General features: G+C 56.9%; 18 protein-coding genes. 15 read left to right on the top strand and 3 right to left on the bottom strand.

Annotated features, from left to right (window positions below; all coding sequences use genetic code 11):
• Positions 1–13 precede the first annotated feature (13 nt).
• From G5193_RS19080 to ppa, 3 genes are all read left to right on the top strand, one after another.
• Entirely contained in the window at positions 14–895 is an 882-nt protein-coding gene (locus G5193_RS19080) for a LysR family transcriptional regulator (protein WP_216979467.1), read from the top strand.
• A gap of 110 nt (positions 896–1,005) precedes the next feature.
• The gene (locus G5193_RS19075) at positions 1,006–2,586 is read left to right on the top strand and encodes a DUF3369 domain-containing protein (RefSeq protein WP_421206897.1); all 1,581 of its coding nucleotides are present in this window, start codon (positions 1,006–1,008) and stop codon (positions 2,584–2,586) included.
• Between the two features lie 216 nt (positions 2,587–2,802).
• Positions 2,803–3,333 (top strand): inorganic diphosphatase, encoded by a 531-nt coding sequence (gene ppa / locus G5193_RS19070; RefSeq protein WP_005335667.1) that lies wholly within the window; start codon positions 2,803–2,805, stop codon positions 3,331–3,333.
• A gap of 28 nt (positions 3,334–3,361) precedes the next feature.
• Here ppa and G5193_RS19065 read toward each other — a convergent pair whose 3' ends face one another.
• Positions 3,362–3,709, bottom strand: coding sequence for a hypothetical protein (locus G5193_RS19065; RefSeq protein WP_216975921.1), 348 nt, complete (start codon positions 3,707–3,709; stop codon positions 3,362–3,364).
• Positions 3,710–3,848: 139 nt separating this feature from the next.
• Here G5193_RS19065 and G5193_RS19060 point away from each other — a divergent pair, with 139 nt between their 5' ends.
• The 12 genes from G5193_RS19060 (at position 3,849) to G5193_RS19005 (ending at position 14,518) form a co-directional block, all read left to right on the top strand.
• Entirely contained in the window at positions 3,849–4,739 is an 891-nt protein-coding gene (locus G5193_RS19060) for a hypothetical protein (RefSeq protein WP_216950182.1), read from the top strand.
• 220 nt (positions 4,740–4,959) lie between these two features.
• Positions 4,960–5,502 (top strand): YtfJ family protein, encoded by a 543-nt coding sequence (locus G5193_RS19055; protein WP_421206895.1) that lies wholly within the window; start codon positions 4,960–4,962, stop codon positions 5,500–5,502.
• Positions 5,503–5,546: 44 nt separating this feature from the next.
• On the top strand, positions 5,547–5,846 hold the full coding sequence (locus G5193_RS19050) for a hypothetical protein (RefSeq protein WP_421206893.1): 300 nt from the start codon (positions 5,547–5,549) through the stop codon (positions 5,844–5,846).
• Between the two features lie 33 nt (positions 5,847–5,879).
• Positions 5,880–6,464, top strand: a complete 585-nt coding sequence (locus G5193_RS19045; protein ID WP_421206891.1) for a DUF2796 domain-containing protein — start codon at positions 5,880–5,882, stop codon at positions 6,462–6,464.
• Between the two features lie 4 nt (positions 6,465–6,468).
• A complete protein-coding gene (locus tag G5193_RS19040) occupies positions 6,469–7,158 on the top strand; it encodes an ABC transporter ATP-binding protein (RefSeq protein WP_005335686.1) in 690 nt (229 codons plus the stop codon).
• Positions 7,152–8,399 (top strand): ABC transporter permease, encoded by a 1,248-nt coding sequence (locus G5193_RS19035; protein WP_043821722.1) that lies wholly within the window; start codon positions 7,152–7,154, stop codon positions 8,397–8,399. The genes G5193_RS19040 and G5193_RS19035 overlap by 7 nt, the downstream gene beginning before the upstream one ends.
• Positions 8,400–8,430: 31 nt before the next feature.
• Positions 8,431–8,904: a DUF3299 domain-containing protein gene (locus G5193_RS19030; protein ID WP_026034852.1), complete on the top strand. Its 474-nt coding sequence runs from the start codon at positions 8,431–8,433 to the stop codon at positions 8,902–8,904.
• A 104-nt stretch (positions 8,905–9,008) separates the two neighbouring features.
• Positions 9,009–9,869: a TIGR03899 family protein gene (locus tag G5193_RS19025; RefSeq protein WP_421206888.1), complete on the top strand. Its 861-nt coding sequence runs from the start codon at positions 9,009–9,011 to the stop codon at positions 9,867–9,869.
• 276 nt (positions 9,870–10,145) lie between these two features.
• A complete protein-coding gene (locus G5193_RS19020) occupies positions 10,146–11,783 on the top strand; it encodes a methyl-accepting chemotaxis protein (RefSeq protein ID WP_113739805.1) in 1,638 nt (545 codons plus the stop codon).
• A 595-nt stretch (positions 11,784–12,378) separates the two neighbouring features.
• Positions 12,379–13,116 carry a hypothetical protein gene (locus G5193_RS19015; protein WP_139436916.1) on the top strand — a complete coding sequence of 246 codons (738 nt, stop codon included), beginning with the start codon at positions 12,379–12,381 and terminating at the stop codon, positions 13,114–13,116.
• 34 nt (positions 13,117–13,150) lie between these two features.
• Positions 13,151–13,627 carry a hypothetical protein gene (locus G5193_RS19010; RefSeq protein WP_421206886.1) on the top strand — a complete coding sequence of 159 codons (477 nt, stop codon included), beginning with the start codon at positions 13,151–13,153 and terminating at the stop codon, positions 13,625–13,627.
• A gap of 267 nt (positions 13,628–13,894) precedes the next feature.
• Positions 13,895–14,518, top strand: coding sequence for a hypothetical protein (locus G5193_RS19005; RefSeq protein WP_257691376.1), 624 nt, complete (start codon positions 13,895–13,897; stop codon positions 14,516–14,518).
• Positions 14,519–14,631: 113 nt separating this feature from the next.
• Here G5193_RS19005 and cysC read toward each other — a convergent pair whose 3' ends face one another.
• Together cysC and G5193_RS18995 are read right to left on the bottom strand one after the other, a co-directional pair.
• The gene (gene cysC, locus G5193_RS19000; RefSeq protein ID WP_304520518.1) at positions 14,632–15,225 is read right to left on the bottom strand and encodes an adenylyl-sulfate kinase; all 594 of its coding nucleotides are present in this window, start codon (positions 15,223–15,225) and stop codon (positions 14,632–14,634) included.
• Between the two features lie 248 nt (positions 15,226–15,473).
• A complete protein-coding gene (locus G5193_RS18995; RefSeq protein ID WP_421206883.1) occupies positions 15,474–17,198 on the bottom strand; it encodes an SLC13 family permease in 1,725 nt (574 codons plus the stop codon).

The raw sequence follows: 17,198 nt of genomic DNA, 5'->3' as shown, positions 1-17,198 counted from the left end.
TGGTCTGTAAAACATGAAGCTATATCAGATAGAACTCTTTGTAGAGTCAGCCAATAGCGGCTCTATAGCCAACACCGCCCGTCGTCTCGGCAAAAGCCGCAGCGCTGTCAGCACCTCCATCGCAGCACTGGAAGTTGAGCTTGGCGTCGAACTTTTCGAACGAGGAGCCAATCAGAGTCGCCTGACCGAGATCGGCGAGCTGGTACTTGATGATTGCACTCGCCTGCTACAGGCGGCCAACAGCTTGCAGCAGAAGTGCAAACATTACGCCTCGGGTGCCGAAGTGGCGCTGCGGGTTGCCCGCGATGACGCCATCCCCGAGCAAGTGTGGCGCGAGATGCTGGCCAGCCTGCACAACCAGTTTCCCGGCACCAGTATCTCGCTGGTGCTTGCCTCTCCGCCTGAACTGCCAGCGCTGGTTGAAGAGGGGTTCGTCGATGCCGCATTTGGCCTTATTACCGAGGATCAGGAGCGCAGCGGCCTCAACATCGATCTGCTCAACCCGATCCGCACCCTGATGGTGGTGGCGCCCAGCCATCCGCTGGCCGGACTGAAGCGGGTCAAACAGCAGGATCTGACCGATCACACCCAGGTAACTCTCTCGTATGTAGATGAATTTTCTGTAAAAAGCCTGCTACCTGTGGGAGGCCAGCATATAGGTCTCTCCAGCTTCGAGTTGATGCGTAACGCGGTCCTCGATGGGCTGGGCTGGGCGGTGCTCCCCTCGCCACTTATCCAGAGCCAGCTGCGACAAGGCACCCTGCTGACCCTGAAGCACAAGTTCAGCCTGCAGTGGCGAGACTATGGCGTCTATCTGGCAGAAAATGCCTATCACGGCAAAGTATTGGCCTGGTTGAAAAAATCGATCCAGAGTTATCTTGAGCCTTTCGAGTAAAGATGAAAGAGGCGGTGCCAGCTCACGATATCTGCTTATCCTGATGATCCTGACAGAGGTGATCGTGCATACTCTTCACATACTCATTGAGCGCCGGAGGCGTAACCGATATGAGCAGTGCCCAAGACAAGGACGATATCTGGCTGGATGACGACATCATCGAACTCGATGATGAAGAGGTCGTGGTCCCCAAGGCACTCAATCCCTGGCAAGTGCTGATCGTGGATGATGAGCCGGATATTCATCACGCCACCCGGCTTGCCCTCTCCAATATTCAGTACAAATCTCGCCCGCTGGAGCTGCTCAACGCCTACAGCGGTGCTGAAGCCGCCACCATGCTGGAGGCCAATCCCAGGATTGCCCTGATCCTGCTCGATGTGGTGATGGAGACCGAAGATGCCGGTTTGCGGCTGGTGCACCGGATCCGCAACGAGATGCGCAACTCGCTGGTGCGGATCGTGCTGCGTACCGGCCAGCCCGGTCAGGCACCGGAACAAAGGGTGATCCTCGATTACGATATTAACGACTACAAAACCAAGACCGAGTTGACGGTACAAAAACTCTTCACCACCGTCATCGCCTCCCTTCGCTCCTACGAAACCCTCAGCGCCATCGACAAGAGCCGACAGGGACTCGGCAAAATTCTGGAGGGCGCGGGCGATCTCTACCATCTCCATTCACTCAAGGAGTTTGCTTCCGGCGTGCTCAAACAGATCAGCGCCATTCTCGATGTGGGCACCGAAGGGGCCATCTGTGCCGAACGCCGCCCAGGAGAACATGGGCTTGAGATCCTGGCGGCAACCGGAGACTACGAGGCGCTGCTGGAGGAGAAGAGCCTTGATGAATTTTCTGCCCTGAAAGAGTCGGTCATGAAGGCGTTAAACGAGCGCTGCAACCGCTTTGAACACCCTCAGGATTCCCTCTATATCGCCGCCCAGAATGGCCGCGAGTTCGTGTTGAGCTTCACCCCGACCCAGCCTCTGGATCCTCTCGAGTGCGACCTGCTGGATGTCTTCTGTCAGCGCATCTCGGCGGCCTACGACAATCTCTATCTCTACAATCAGCTGCTGCGCGCCCAGGAGGCCACCGTGGTGGCGCTGGCGGCGCTGGCAGAGTTTCGCGACTCCGATACCGGCGAGCATGTCTTGCGGGTGCAGAAACTCTCGGATGCCATCGTGGCCGAATTGAAGCAGATGGCGGTCTACCCGGAGCAACTGACTCCGGAGTTTGTCGAAATGATCGGCATGGCCTCCATCCTGCACGATGTGGGCAAGGTGGGCACCCCGGACCATATCCTGCACAAGCCCGGCCGTTTCGACCCGGAAGAACGGGCCATCATGGAGCAGCACGCCGGTATCGGCGCCAATATCCTGCACAAGGCGGGCGAAATGGTGGAGGGAACCAGCTACCTCTCGCTGGGGGCAGAGATCGCCCGGGGCCACCACGAGCACTTCGATGGCAAGGGCTATCCGCAGCAGCTGGCAGGCCAGCAGATCCCCCTGTCGGCGAGGATTGTGGCGGTGGTCGATGTATTCGATGCCCTGCTCAGCAAGCGCCCCTACAAAGAACCCTGGACGCTGGCGCAAACCATGGAGTATATCCAGTCCCGCTCCGGCACCCAGTTTGACCCTCATGTAGTGACAGCCCTGTCGCGACTGGTCAACGAATCGAGACTCCCCTACTCGCTCTGACTCTCTGCACTTGCCACTCAGCATCCCTTGCCGGTGACCAAGGTCACCGGCAAGGCATCAAAACAGCTGTTTTGTTGCATCCTGCACACATCAACGCGCCGCAAACCGGAAACATCACCCTTCTTTGGCTGCGATATCAGCTGAAATATGGTCATTTAACATCACATCGCTATAATATCGGCCTGCAATCCTGATACTAACAACGAAGGAAATATCATGAGCCTGAACCTGGTACCGGCCGGCAAGAGCCTGCCCGACGATATCTACGTCATCATCGAAATCCCGCAGAATGCCGACCCGATCAAATACGAAGTCGACAAGGACAGCGGTGCTATTTTCGTCGATCGCTTCATGTCTACCCCGATGTTCTATCCGTGCAACTACGGCTACGTGAACGCGACTCTCTCTCTGGATGGTGACCCCGTCGACGTACTGGTTCCGACCCCCTACCCGCTGCTGGCCGGTTCCGTCATTCGCTGCCGTCCGGTTGGCGTGCTGAAGATGACCGACGAATCTGGCGAAGATGCCAAGATCGTTGCCGTACCGCACTCCAAGCTGACCAAACAGTACGACCACATCCAGGATGTGAACGATCTGCCGGAACTGCTGAAAGCCCAGATCCAGCACTTCTTCGAGCGCTACAAAGAGCTGGAAGCGGGCAAATGGGTCAAGGTGGAAGGCTGGGGCGACAAGGCTGCTGCCGAAGCCGAGATCAAAACCTCTGCCGAGCGTTACGCTGCCAAGTAAGCGTCACTTCGCTTGTAAAAAAGGCGCCTTATGGCGCCTTTTTTGTCGGTGTTTGCGGTAACTGACCCGCCGCATCTTCGGCAGGATTGCCCTGAATGTATATTTCACGACCATCTTTCTGGTAGGGACGATAGTAATCACCGCCACAGCGATAGCCGCCGCCCGGCTGGCTCATCAGCTCGCAGTTGACCGGCAACACCTCCAGCCACTTGATGGCCTGCTGGTAGCGCAGCCACTCCTGCCATTCGTGCTCGCGTGCCAGCTGATCACGCAGGGCAAAGGTATCCGCAACGGACATCCCCTTGTTGACGATCACCTGACCCGCCATTGCTGGCAGGCTGAGCAGCCCAAACAGCACTATGATCCAAGGCTTCATAACTCCTCCAGAGTGACTTAATTTCACAATTAAATTAAAAGTCACATCAATCTGTTATCCAGATCACAAAACGAAACATCACCAAAGTGGTGCCGGCTCACCTAGTTGTTAATTATCGTCCACGGCAGGAAGCACCACCATGAAGCTGACCCCCGCGCTGTTGCTCAGCCTCACTCTCTGCACCACTCTTGGTGCTACAAGCAACGCCAGCGAAATCAACATGAGCTGGCAGTGGCAATCCACCGATGGCCAGCGCAAGCACTTCCAGCTGACCACCGACGATCAGGTGATGGCCGCCAGTCGCCACGAGATGAGCCTGCTGAAGGCCTCTCTCACCAATCCGCTGGAGACCCTTTACGCCTATATCAGCCCACGGCTCTACAACAGCATCAACCTGATCAATCAGAGCAGCCCCGAGACAGCTACCAAGTTTCGCAATCTGGAGCAGGCCTTCACCCTGCGGGACGACAGCATGGAGTCGCTGCTGTTCTGGCAAGCCTACCAACAGTATCAGGAGGATGCCTTCTACCAGATGAGGGTGATACCCTGCGTCCATCCTGCCAATCGCAAACTGCCTTGCGTACGCCCCGATTACTCCCAGCTCTTCTACCACTTCAAAGGGCACCTCAAGCCACTGGCGCAGCAGTTTGCCGCCAAGGATCTCGCCACCAGCGTCAGCCTGATGCAAGAGTGGCTAAACGCCATCCCCACCCAGCCGGAGCAGCTGGATCACTTCGCGCCGCCGCTGCAGGCACTGCAAGATAACAAGGCCGACAGCGATGAGAAGGCTCTGCTGATGGCCAGCCTGCTGGCAGAGCTGGCCCCGCAATATGTGCTCAGCATCATCTATCCGGATATCAGCATCGGCAGCGTCTCCCCTGCCTGGCTGGCCATTACGGCAGACAGTGGCGTACCCGGTGATGTGGTGGTGATCAACAATCAGCGCCATGTGCTGCTGACCGGCTCGTCCCTGCTGGCCCAGCAGATGACCATGGCCAAGATCCCCCTCATCAGCGAGTCGCTCTACTGACGCAGACAGCTCAGACCAGCTGCCAATTCATTGATTTTTATCGATGTCATGCCATCCTAGCCGCCCTTGCCAGCCAACCACCTGACTGGCAGGGCGCAGACGCTTCTGAATCGCGATCTTATTTAACACTTTTTAAACAGATCCGATCAGTTTAGGATGAAGCTCGCCCATTCCCTCAATCCGAAACTCGTTATAACATAACAAATGGAGTGTCATCAGGATGAAACATCTCGTACTTACTTTGGCGCTGCTGCCATCTCTGGTCTTTGCTCACAACTTCAAGGATGGCAACCCGGTGCCGCTGGTCAATGTCAGTGACAAGGGCGAGCTGGTACTGAATGGCAAGGATATCGGCTACCAGCCGTGGCAGAGCACCTCGCTCACCGGCAAGGTGTTTCTGATCCAGCATATTGCCGGCCGCTCCAGTGCCAAGGAGCTGAACGCCCCGATGATCGAGGCGATCAAGGCCGCCAAGTTGCCGCAAGACAAGTACCAGACCGTTACCGTCATCAACAGCAATGACGCCATCTGGGGCACCTCCGGCTTCGTGAAGAGCAGTGCCGAGGACAGCAAGAAAGAGTTCCCCTGGTCCGCCATGGTGCTGGATGCCAGGGGGATGGCGCGCAACGCCTGGGATCTGACGCCGGAAAGCTCGGCGATCATCCTGCTGGATAAAGAGGGCAAGGTGCTGTTTGCCAAAGATGGCCAGCTCGATGCCAACAACATTGCTACCGTGATGGGGCTCATCAAGTCCCATCTCTAAGTCAGAGAGAAAGGGCGCTGATAGCGCCCTTTCCATAAGGGTCTATGGGTCGTATCAAGCTGAAAATCTGGATCTTGCTGCTGGGCTGGTTATGGCTGCAGCCTGCCCTTGCCCGGCACCAGTTTGAATCTGCCCTGCCCGGCCACGACGACCATCACTGCCTGGTTTGCGCCCTCCATCTGGATGGCAAACAGGTCATCACCGCTACCCCCTATTGTTTCCCCAGTTCGACCTCTGTTTTGCCCGCTGTTGCAACCATGCAACGCTCGGCAGATACCGCCACGCTTCACAGCTATGCCATCCGTGCGCCGCCCGCCTCTGTTTTTCTCTATCCCTTTGTTTAAGCTCACTATTTGTTTTGAAAAAAAGGATTAAAGATGAAAGCAGTTACTCTGTTGCTGGCGGTAGCCACCTTTGCCGCACACGCCAATCACGACGAACACGAGAGCCACAGCCACGGCGCCCACGAGCATGGCCACGGCCACCTCAATCTGGTGGTCGATGGCGACCAGTTGATGATCGAACTGCAGGCACCCGCAGCCGATCTGGTGGGCTTCGAGCACGCCGCCAAGAGCGATGAAGAGAAGGCGCAATACGCCAAGGCGGTCGCCCGCCTCCAGCAACCTGACGCCCTGTTCCGCTTCGACCCGGCTGCTGGCTGCAAACTGACCCAACAGGAGTTGCAAGCAGCCAAAGAAGATCACGACCATGACCATGACCATGACCATGACAAGGCTGCCAGCGACAAACATGAAGACCACCATGATCATGACGAAGCGGGTCACGCCGATATGGGCGCCATGTACACCTACACCTGCGCCACGCCGACCAAACTGACCGGCCTTGAGGCGACCCTGTTCAGCGTCTATCCGAGCCTTGAGAAGCTGAGCGTGCAGGGGATCCTGCCCACTGGCCAGACCGCTGGCGAGCTGACCCCGTCCGCTAACAAGCTGAGCTGGTAACGCCATGAAAAAAGCCGTGGTTGAGATCCGCGATCTGGCCTTTGCCTGGCCAGGTGGCGACGCTGTACTCGATCTGCCCGCCCTCACCATCCGCGAGGGTGAGCGGGTCTTTATCAAGGGCCCGTCGGGCTCCGGCAAATCGACCCTGCTCGGGTTGCTGGCCGGGATCCAGACCGCCAACCACGGCACCCTGGAGGTGCTGGGCCAACCGTTGGCCCGGCTCTCTGGCCGTGCCCGTGACCACTTCCGGGCGGCCAATCTGGGTTATATCTTCCAGCAGTTCAATCTGCTGCCTTTTCTCTCGGTGCAGGACAACGTGACCGCGGCCCTCACCTTCTCGCCCGCCAAACGGGCCCGCCTGCAAGGGAGTCCGGAGCAGGAGGCGCGCCGTCTGCTGGCGGAGCTGCAACTGCCGGATGACGCACTGCATCGTCCCGTCCATGCCCTCAGCATTGGCCAGCAGCAGCGGGTGGCTGCCGCACGAGCGCTGATCGGCTCGCCGCCACTGGTGATCGCCGACGAGCCCACCTCCGCCCTCGATACCGACAACCGGGCGGCCTTTATCAAGCTGTTGTTCGAGGAGTGCGACAAGCAGGGCTCGACTCTGATCTTCGTCAGTCACGACCCTTATCTCGAACCCCTGTTCCCGCGGGTCGAAAACCTGCAACAGCTCAACCGGAGGGCATCATGCTAAAGCTAGCCCTGCAAAGTCTCTGGGCCCGCCGCCTCACCGCCGGGCTCACCCTGCTGGCCGTCGCCATCAGCGTCACCCTGCTGCTCGGGGTGGAGCGGGTGCGCACCCAGGCCCGTGAAAGCTTCTCCAACACCGTCTCGGGGACCGATCTCATCGTCGGCGCCCGCTCCGGCCAGGTGAACCTGCTGCTCTACTCGGTGTTTCGCATCGGCAACCCCACCAACAACGTGGGATGGGACTCCTATCAGGCCATCAAGCAGAAACCGGGCGTCGCCTGGACCATCCCGCTTTCCCTTGGTGACTCCCACAAGGGATTTCGGGTGCTCGGCACCAATGGCGACTACTTCACCCACCTGAAGTACGGTCAGCAGCAGTCGCTGCAACTGCGGGAAGGGCGGCCTTTCGACACGCCGTTTGAAGCGGTACTCGGCGCTCAGGTGGCCGAGAAGCTCGGCTATCACCTCGACCAATCCATCGTCATCGCCCACGGCGCTGGCAACACCTCGTTCAGCCAGCACGACAATCTGCCGTTCAAGGTGGTGGGTATTCTGGCACCGACCGGTACGCCCATCGATCGCACCATCCATGTGCCGCTGGCGGGGATAGAGGCGATCCATCTCGGTTGGGACACCGGCCGCCACAGCAAGAACGTGACGCCGGAGCAGGCGCTGGCGCAGGATCTCACCCCGAAAACCATCACCGCCTTTATGGTGGGGCTGAGCAACCGGATCCTGGCGTTCCAGCTGCAGCGCAGCGTCAACACCTATCCCAAGGAGCCGCTGATGGCGATCCTGCCGGGCGCCGCCCTGCAGGAGCTGTGGAGCCTGATGAGCGTGGCGGAAACCGCCCTCTCGGTCATCGCCGGTTTCGTGGTAGTCGCGGGCCTTATCGGTATGCTGACCACATTGCTGGCGGGGCTTAACGAGCGGCGCCGGGAGCTCGCCATCTTGCGATCCCTCGGTGCGGGCCCTGCCCACCTGTTCCTGCTGCTGGCGCTGGAAGCGATGGCGCTGACCACGGTCGGCATCGCCCTCGGGGTCGCCGTGCTCTATCTGGGGCAGGGGCTTGCCTCGCCCTGGCTGCTCAGCCACTATGGCCTGCAACTGAGTCTGGGGCTGCCGAGCACCTACGAGTGGCAGTTGCTGGGGGTAGTGTGGCTGGCGGGTATGGTAATTGGCCTGCTTCCTGCTGCCCGCGCTTACCGCTACAGCCTGAGCGATGGCATGAGCATTCGCGTCTAGCGAGACGCCCTAAATAGAAACAGAAGGACAGATGATGAAGTGGAAAATTGTGGCGCTGCTCGCCAGCCTGCTGGTGCTGCCCGCTCTGGCCGCCGACTACAAGACCATCGACTGGGATGTGCTGATCCCGGAAGGGGAAAAACTGCTGCCACCGCCCCAGGTCAATCACGAAGATCCCATGTCGGTGCCGCAACCGGTGGGTGGGGTAAACAAGAAGCTGGACAACCAGGATGTGCGCATTCCGGGCTTCGTGGTGCCGTTGGAAGGGGATGCCAAGAAGATCACCGCCTTCCTGCTGGTGCCCTACTTCGGCGCCTGCATCCATGTGCCGCCGCCCCCCACCAATCAGGTGATCTATGTGAGCTACCCCAAGGGTGCGCCGGTGGATGACCTGTGGGATGCCATCTGGGTGAAGGGCAAGATGCGCACGGTCAGCTCCAGCCACGAGATGGCCACCGCCTCCTATTCGATGGAAGCGGTCGAGGTGAGCGTCTACGAGGAGTAATCCTCCCGTTGCAAAAAAAGCGGCCTCCACGGAGGCCGCTTTATTATCTTGGCATCCCGGTTGGAGTAACATTCAGCTCCAGAACCTGTGCGAATGGAGTCAGCATGGCAGACCTCCCCCCCCCGAAAAAAGAGAGTTCGATCCTGAGCAGCCAGGAGCAGACCCTGCGTCTGGCCCGCAGTCGCGGTATCGACGGCATGCTCACCCGCAACACCGACAGCACCTTCGAACAGCGCGCCACCTTTCGCCATCTGGCGGATCAGGCCGCCCGTCAGCGCAATCTGGAAGCCATCATGGTGATGGCCTCCCGCCACTGCGAAGAGACCGCGGCTGGCGGCGAGATGGACAGCGACTGGCTGACCCGCTTCCTGCAACTGGCGGAAGATATCAGCATGGTGCCGATGCAGCAGCTGTGGGGGCGGATCTTCGCACTGGAAGTCGCCACGCCGGGCCGCTTCTCCATCCGGGCGCTCTCCACCTTGAAGGAGATGACCCAGCGCGAGGCCCAGCTGTTTCAGCGCATCTGCTCGCTGACCTGCCACTATACCGGCAGCGACGAGCAGCGGCTGCTGCTGGGGCTGCACAAGGGGGCCACTCTGCTGAGTCGCGCCAAGGCGACGCGCCTCGGCCTTGGCAAATACCGACTGCCCTACAACGCCCTGCTGCAACTGTTTGAGCTGGGGCTGCTGCATCGCGCGGAGCTGGAGTCCGGCCCGCTGCCCGCCGATGGGGTCGAGCTGGAGTTCGGCAACCAGCGCTGGCGACTGCAGTGCAAGCAGAACAACATCACCCTGCTCTACTACCGGCTCACCCCGGTGGGCAACGAGCTCGCCCAGCTGCTGCAAGAGTCGCCACTGGAGGAGTACCTGCAGGATCTGAAAACCGTGCTGGTGCAGGGGATCCAGATTGAAGTGATGCAGCTCGTCAGCGCCCCCTCCTCACCCGCTCCCGACACTCTCCCCTGATCTCTGGCGGGGCAGCGGATGCCCCGTCGGTTCGTGGCTCCTTCGCATCAAGCTGCTGGCTCCAAGCTTATGGGCTTGTCCAGAATAGGTTGCAAATTGCAGATGCCGCAGAGGCACACCCCGTCTGCTCCGTTGCATATTGCAAACAGCAACGATCTTTTCCTGCCAAAACGGCACTAATAACACATCAATCATTAGTTTTTGCCAGCTGGCCCGCCCCTTGCACATGTCTTGATGCAGATCAAAATTTAACCACCACAGCTCGGGAGCAAGGCCATGAGAATCAATCAACCGGTTACCCAAAGAGAACGTCTCTATCCAGACCACCAGAGCCTGATCTCCACCACGGATCTGGAGAGCCGCATCACCTACGCCAACGATGAGTTCTGCGATATTGCAGGCTTCTCGCTCGACGAGCTGAAGGGGGAACACCACAATCTGGTGCGCCATCCTGACATGCCGAAACAGGCCTTTGCCGATCTGTGGGGTCACATCAGGGATGGCAAGAGCTGGATGGGACCGGTGAAAAATCGCTGCAAGAACGGTGATCACTACTGGGTCAGCGCCTTTGTCACCCCCATCAAGGATGCCAGCGGCCGGGTGGTGGAGTATCAGTCAGTGCGCACCGCCCCGAGCGAGGAGATCAAACAGCGGGCCGAGAAGGTCTATGCCGACCTTCGCAACAACAAGCTGCCGCTGGCGCTCAAGTTGCCCACCTTCTCCCATACCCTGGCCATCAACCTCTGTCTGCTGCTGAGCCTGCTCGCCATGTTTGCGCTGGGCTACAACCACGACATGAACTGGCAACTGGCGCTGGTCGCCCTGCCGCTGGCGATAGCGGCCATCACCCTGAATGCCCTCTCCCGCCGGCTCGGCAAGCTCAACAAGATGGCCCGCAGCCGCTTTGACAACCCGCTGATGCAGCTGCTCTACACCAACAAGGTGGACAACATCGCCGCCATCGAACTCTCGATGGTGATGAATCAGGCCGAGTTCAACGCCGTGCTGGCCCGCACCCAGCAGACTTGCAGCAAGATCCTGCAAGCCGCCGAAGGGGATCTGCGCAACGCCGAATCCATCACCGACAACCTGCAACAGCAGCAGGCCGAAACCAATCAGGTAGCGACTGCCGTGACCGAGATGTCGGAATCCATTCGCGAGGTGTCACAAAGCTCGACTGACTCCTCCAGCCTGCTGGATGAAACGGCCGTGCTGTTCAAGAGCGGCAACAGCAGCGTGGCCGAAACCGTGGCTGCCGTGGCAGGCATGAACAGCGAGCTGACCACCTCCAAGAGCGTGATCAGTGCGCTGGTCGGCCACTGCCGCGATATCGACGGCATCCTCGATGTGATCAACAACATCGCCAACCAGACCAACCTGCTGGCCCTCAACGCCGCCATTGAAGCGGCCCGGGCTGGCGAAGCGGGTCGCGGCTTCTCGGTGGTGGCCGATGAGATCCGCACCCTTGCCATCAAGACCCAATCCTCGACCAGCGAGATCCAGAAGATGATCACCGAGCTGCAAACCAGCGCCGGGGATGCAGAACAGGCGATGGAGAAGGGCTGCCAACTCTCCGAGAGCTGCCAGCAAAAAGCCTCGGCGACCGGCACCATCCTGCAGCAGATCAACGATATGCTGCAGCAGGTGGCCTCCGGCAGCGGCCAGATTGCCCAGGCGGTGCAGGAGCAGTTCCACGTCACCGCCGAGATCAACCGCAACGTGCTCAGCATCAAGACCCTGGCCGATGACTCCAGCGTCGGCAGTCAGCACGCCGTGCACGGCATCACCCAGCTGGTAAACCAGTTAAGCGATCTCGACCGGCTGGTACGCCAGTTCCAGAAGGGCGCTCCGGCAACCCAGAGCCGCTACGAAGTGGCCACCACCCGCGCCGTGCCGGTTCGCCAAGCCAGATAACCACAACACAAACAATCACCGCAGAAAAAACCTATGGGCCTTTGGGCCCATAGGGTTTTTTAATGCCCGCCAACAAGAGGACGATACTCCCGTTTCACCGTCCGATTTTCCCCTGCGTTGATGGAGCCCGCTGTTGAGCGGTTATATCGCCGTCCGTTATTTATTAATTTATTGATCTTGCTCAGAAATCCGCCCGCTTGCGCTTTTCACCCCAGCCCCGTTCGGTAACATAGCCGCTTGGCAACCTCTTGTCGGAGTCAGCCATGAGTCAGACCAGCACCATATGGCAGGTAAAAAGCAGAAGACTGGAGGCTGTAATTCAGGGGCGGTAGCGTGGTTTTTGTAAGTTGGCACAGCGCGTAGCCAAGCCCAATAGACGAGCATAATCACCTCAACCAGAGCGGGATAAACATGGATTGGGTTGATCGGTAAAACAAATTTGCATATATGTTTCGCGGTAAACGTTGGGCTTTAGTTCGTTCAGTATCAACCTACGATTTTTAGCCCAACATACGAGATGGTCAAAATTTAACAAGCAAAGGCAGGACGACACCAAAAAATGCGCGCCTGCTTTGAGCATTAAGCGGAAATAATTATGCCTCAGCAACAAAAGATCGAGCCTCATCGAATCACCAAACCAATACAGCTATTGGGTGCATGGCTTGTCGGGTTGATCATCGTAAACGGTAGTTTCTTAGGTGCGGCTATAACAATCGATACACCAATTTGGTTGAAAAGCACGCTCGTCATTGCTGCTGTAGCCAACGTGCCAGTTTTTCTCATATGTATCTTCCTTCTTCAGACAAGGTTCCGGCCAGAAATGCAGGAGGATTCGTATTATTACGAGTATTTGATTGCGAAAGATGGGCGAGATAAAAGGCGACCTCACGAAGAATCAGAAAGCACACCTAAGGAAGAGGGCGGAATCTGGGATGGGTATAGTATTATGCTTAACCAAGGAATCAAAGGCGCAAAAAACATTGAGGATATCCTAAAATTTCAGGGTATTCCGATAACCTCATACCTTGGTGGCCCCTCTGGCTTTAAGGCTCCTGGTCTCACAGCATCACTTGGTCGGGGTTTCTCTAATGAGCAAATTAAGAGGCTAATCCAAGCATTGAGCCGAACAAGTATTACGCACATTGATTACGCTGCTGATGAGGAAAAGCCAGATCAGTACACGAATATGATTCTTATAGGATCTTGGGTTACAAATTACGAGACTCATAGTGTACCAATTAGCGAGGCTTTAAGCATGGTCAATGACCCAGCCTTTACTGCTGAGAAATTCTACAGTGAAATCATAATTGCTCACGAAAGTGGAAACTCTTGACAAGCGCAGACAAATCAGAGGGAGCCGTATAATTATGAGTGTTATTGAAACAGTATTTTGGGGTGCTATATCTGGCATCCTAACAACGGTCGTTTTATGGTTATTTAGCTTAATGGTAAAAAAATCTTTTATTCCTTGGTATCAAGAGCTTATTTACAAGGGAGTAGATTTAAAAGGGACTTGGAAATACAACATAAAATATGATAATGGAGTCATATATTCATGTCAGCTAGACCTCAAACAGAGTGCTCATAGAGTTTATGGTTTGGGTTCTATGCGAGTTGAACATAGCAACAACGATTATATTCAAAACTTAACCATTGATGGCGAAACCTGGGAAGGGTTCTTGATTATAAAAATGCGCAGTACATCGAACTCATCTTTATCGTTTGTATCAGGATTATTTAAAATTGAAGAGCGTGGCGGGAAGTTAACAGGCTCTTGGGCTTATCGAGGGCGACAAGACACAGTTCGCCATGAAGAGTTAAACTTCGAACGTGTAAACGGCTAACAAACTATTCAAAGACCGGAAGTACCCTTGCGGGGTAGATATGGGCCTCCTTGAGGTAGCTCAAGAAACATCAGTGCTAACCGAATTAGAATACCTACCATTTGAGCAAACCTTAGCATAGCTGGTTTTTGCTACAATTATTACACCATCATAAGAATAGATTGATGTCCAATATATGGATTTCATGCATTATTTTAGGTAACATTGTGCAATGTCATTACAATATTGTTCACACCTTTGTGTGGCATTATATTCTTCGGGGTTTACATGATACAAATCCTTGCGCAATCATTTAATGAAATGATCAAAACCTACATTCAGACGTTTGAAAACTTTTATCCAGCGAGAGGGAGTTCAGGTTTCACAGAAGCCAATCAGGCTCATATTTTCGTAAATGCCATAATAAAATGTCTTGATGATGAACACGCTGTGTCTTGGCTTGAATTTCCTTGGGTGGAGAAAAAACAGCGCATTGATGCTTTTGTTTTTTCCCCTAAGCACAAAGCTGTTTTTTTCATTGAAGCAAAGCGTTTGTCACATACAAAGAAAAAACAAGAAATCATACAAGATATAGAGCGTCTTCATCATAAGGATAAACAGTTCCTTCGTGATAATGGTGTGACCGACTACGCAAGTGAATATGTGGTAGCTTTATCTGACGTTTGGCTCGAGACGAAATGGAAGCGTTCAATGCCTGAATGGTGGTGTGGCCGAAACAATGTACCAGAGCAGGTTATTGCACATGGTTCGCTCACTACTCCAGATAGCACTATTCACAACAGTTTAGTTGGTATTAATTGGCAACAGAGCACCTCTTTTGCATATTGGATAGGAGAGCATTGTAAAAACGTCAAAAATTATTGCTTATTAATGGCCGCATCAAAAATATAACGGAGTATTTAAACGTGTTTTTCGTAAAAATTAGCCCACAGGTTCGAATTGCAGATTAATAAGGGGGCAATTGCCCCCCATTATCAATCAAAGTTCGATACTGATAATAAACCTCAGTCAATCCTCCCCCGCAGCCTTAGAGCAGTCAGCAACTCATCCACCAACACGTCCACCGGTTTACCGGCGTTAAGCAGATGGACTTCCGGCTGCTCCGGTGCCTCGTAGGCGGAGTCGATACCGGTGAAATTGCGAATTTCCCCTGCCCTAGCCTTCTTGTAGAGGCCCTTGGGATCACGCTCTTCACAGATGGCGAGCGGCGCATCGACAAACACTTCGACAAACTCCCCTTCACCCAAGAGGCTGCGCACCAGCGCCCGCTCGGCACGGAACGGCGAGATAAAGGCGGTGAGCACTATAAGGCCAGCATCCACCATCAGTTTTGCCACCTCGCCAACCCGGCGGATATTCTCCTGCCGCGCGGCATCATCGAAACCGAGATCGCCGCACAGGCCGTGGCGCACATTGTCCCCATCCAGCAGATAGGTGTGCTTGCCTTGTGCCGCCAGCGCCTGCTCCAGCGCCCCCGCCAGGGTCGATTTGCCCGCCCCCGACAGCCCGGTAAACCAGATCACCAGCGGTTTTTGCCCTTTAAGCTCGGCCCGGCTCTGTTTGTCCACGGCATGTTTGTGCCACACGATATTGCTCATCCCACACTCCTTGATTGGCGCTCACGCCTCAAAACTTAAACGGTCCGGCACCACGGGGAGCCGCCTCGGACTATCAGCCGACAACGTGCTGGTGCCATGGCATTGCTCATCCAACACTCCTTGATTGGCGCTCACGCCTTAAAACTTAAACTGTCCGGCACCACGGGGAGCCGCCTCGGACTATCAGCCGACAACGTGCTGGTGCCATGGTATTGCTCACCCAACACTCCTTGATTGGCATTTACGCCTTAAAACGGAAACAGCAGGGGCACCATCACAATCACCCCGAGGCTATAGGCCAGCGAGACCGGCAGCGCCAGCTTGAGGTAGTCCGGCATCTTGTAGTTGCCCGCGGCATAGACCATCAGGTTGGTCTGGTAGCCATAGGGCAGGATAAAGCTGGAGCTGGCCCCGAACAGCACCGCCAGAATAAACGGCATGGTCGAGACATCCATGCTGAGCGCCAGCTGGTAACCCATGGGGAAGGCCAGTGCGGCGGCAGCGTTATTGCTCATCAGTTCGGTCAGCACCAGCGTAAACACATAGATACCGATAAAGGCGATGATGGGGCTGGCACCGTTGAACTCTCCCATCAGCCAGTCGGCGATAAGCTTGGCCAGTCCGCTCTTTTCCAGCTGATCGGCGATGGCGAGCGCCCCGCCCACCACCAGCCAGATATCGAGCGGGAAGCGGCGGCGGATCTCGTCCAGGGTCAGGATGCGGGTGAGCAGCAGCGCCACCAGCATCAACAGCAAGCCCTTGAACAGCGGCACCAGCTCGAACACCGAGAGCGCCAACACCCCGAGAAACCCCAGCACCACGGCAGCGCTGCGCTTGCCATCGAGACGGGTGGAAGCTTCCAGCCCGCTCACCACCACAAACTCCCGCCCCAACGACTTGTTGCGGGCAAACTGGGGGCCGGGGGCCAGCAGCAGGGTATCACCGGCGTGCAGCTCAATCTGGCCGAGGCCGCCGGTAAGCTGGGTTTCGCCGCGGCGCACCGCCAGCACCACCGCATCGAAGTGGGTGCGAAATTCGGCATCCTTGATGGTCTGACCCACCAGCCGCGAGCTGTGGCTGACGATCACCTCCACCAGATGCTGGCCGTTGAGGCGGTGCTGGCCGTAGAGATCCAGCCCCTTCATCTCCTGCAATACGCCAACGCTCTCCACATCGCCGCAAAACAGCAGCACGTCCCCTTCATGCAGCTCGTGTTCCGGCTGCACCGGGCAAATCACCTGATCGCCGCGAATGATTTCCGCCAGATATAGGCTTTTCAGGCTGCGCAGGCCGTTCTCCTTGACGCTGCGCCCCGCCAGCGGCGAACCGGCGCCCACCTTGGCCTCGAGAAAGTAGCCGGATTCGCGGCTCATCTCGGTATCCTGCTCCGGCAGGTGACGGGCAAACAGCAGCACGGCCACCAGACCGGTCAGCAGGGTGCCCACACCCACCATAAAGAAGTCGAACATGCCGAGCGGCGGCGCCCCCATCTTGATGAGGAAGCTGTTGACGATCAGGTTGGTGGAGGTGCCGATCAGGGTCAGCACCCCACCAAAGGTGGCCGCGAAGCACATGGGCAGCAGCAGCCGGGAGGGCGCATGGTTGGGGTTGCGTTTGACCGCGCCCAGCATGGAGGCCACCACGGCGGTGTTGTTGACGAAGGCAGACAGGAAGGCGGTGGAGAACCACACCTTCACCAGCACCTTGTTGAATGAACCCGTGCCCACCAGATTGGCGAACCAGCTCATGATGCGGGTCTTCTCCACCGCCAGCGACACCAGCAGCAACAGCACCAGCGTCAGCAGGGCACTGTTGGTGTAGCCCGCCACCACGGCGTTGATATCCGCCAGCCCGCTCAGGTAGGTGATGAGCACGGCGCCCGAGAAGAGCAGCGCCGGGCGGAGTTTGCCCTGGATCAGCAGGGCCACGAGAGCAGCCAGCAGACCCAGCACCAGGAATTGTTGCCAGGTCAT

Origin of the sequence: Aeromonas sp. 601027, from assembly GCF_049174455.1 — a bacterium.
Classification (GTDB): domain Bacteria; phylum Pseudomonadota; class Gammaproteobacteria; order Enterobacterales; family Aeromonadaceae; genus Aeromonas; species Aeromonas veronii_A.
Note: the sequence above shows the minus strand (reverse complement) of the source record. Positions and strands in the feature narration are given on the sequence as shown.

Coding starts and splice junctions, on each gene's coding strand:
- G5193_RS19080 (WP_216979467.1), top strand. CDS start 14: ATGAAGCTATATCAGATAGAACTCTTTGTAGAGTCAGCCAATAGCGGC.
- G5193_RS19075 (WP_421206897.1), top strand. CDS start 1,006: ATGAGCAGTGCCCAAGACAAGGACGATATCTGGCTGGATGACGACATC.
- ppa (WP_005335667.1), top strand. CDS start 2,803: ATGAGCCTGAACCTGGTACCGGCCGGCAAGAGCCTGCCCGACGATATC.
- G5193_RS19065 (WP_216975921.1), bottom strand. CDS start 3,709: ATGAAGCCTTGGATCATAGTGCTGTTTGGGCTGCTCAGCCTGCCAGCA.
- G5193_RS19060 (WP_216950182.1), top strand. CDS start 3,849: ATGAAGCTGACCCCCGCGCTGTTGCTCAGCCTCACTCTCTGCACCACT.
- G5193_RS19055 (WP_421206895.1), top strand. CDS start 4,960: ATGAAACATCTCGTACTTACTTTGGCGCTGCTGCCATCTCTGGTCTTT.
- G5193_RS19050 (WP_421206893.1), top strand. CDS start 5,547: ATGGGTCGTATCAAGCTGAAAATCTGGATCTTGCTGCTGGGCTGGTTA.
- G5193_RS19045 (WP_421206891.1), top strand. CDS start 5,880: ATGAAAGCAGTTACTCTGTTGCTGGCGGTAGCCACCTTTGCCGCACAC.
- G5193_RS19040 (WP_005335686.1), top strand. CDS start 6,469: ATGAAAAAAGCCGTGGTTGAGATCCGCGATCTGGCCTTTGCCTGGCCA.
- G5193_RS19035 (WP_043821722.1), top strand. CDS start 7,152: ATGCTAAAGCTAGCCCTGCAAAGTCTCTGGGCCCGCCGCCTCACCGCC.
- G5193_RS19030 (WP_026034852.1), top strand. CDS start 8,431: ATGATGAAGTGGAAAATTGTGGCGCTGCTCGCCAGCCTGCTGGTGCTG.
- G5193_RS19025 (WP_421206888.1), top strand. CDS start 9,009: ATGGCAGACCTCCCCCCCCCGAAAAAAGAGAGTTCGATCCTGAGCAGC.
- G5193_RS19020 (WP_113739805.1), top strand. CDS start 10,146: ATGAGAATCAATCAACCGGTTACCCAAAGAGAACGTCTCTATCCAGAC.
- G5193_RS19015 (WP_139436916.1), top strand. CDS start 12,379: ATGCCTCAGCAACAAAAGATCGAGCCTCATCGAATCACCAAACCAATA.
- G5193_RS19010 (WP_421206886.1), top strand. CDS start 13,151: ATGAGTGTTATTGAAACAGTATTTTGGGGTGCTATATCTGGCATCCTA.
- G5193_RS19005 (WP_257691376.1), top strand. CDS start 13,895: ATGATACAAATCCTTGCGCAATCATTTAATGAAATGATCAAAACCTAC.
- cysC (WP_304520518.1), bottom strand. CDS start 15,225: ATGAGCAATATCGTGTGGCACAAACATGCCGTGGACAAACAGAGCCGG.
- G5193_RS18995 (WP_421206883.1), bottom strand. CDS start 17,198: ATGACCTGGCAACAATTCCTGGTGCTGGGTCTGCTGGCTGCTCTCGTG.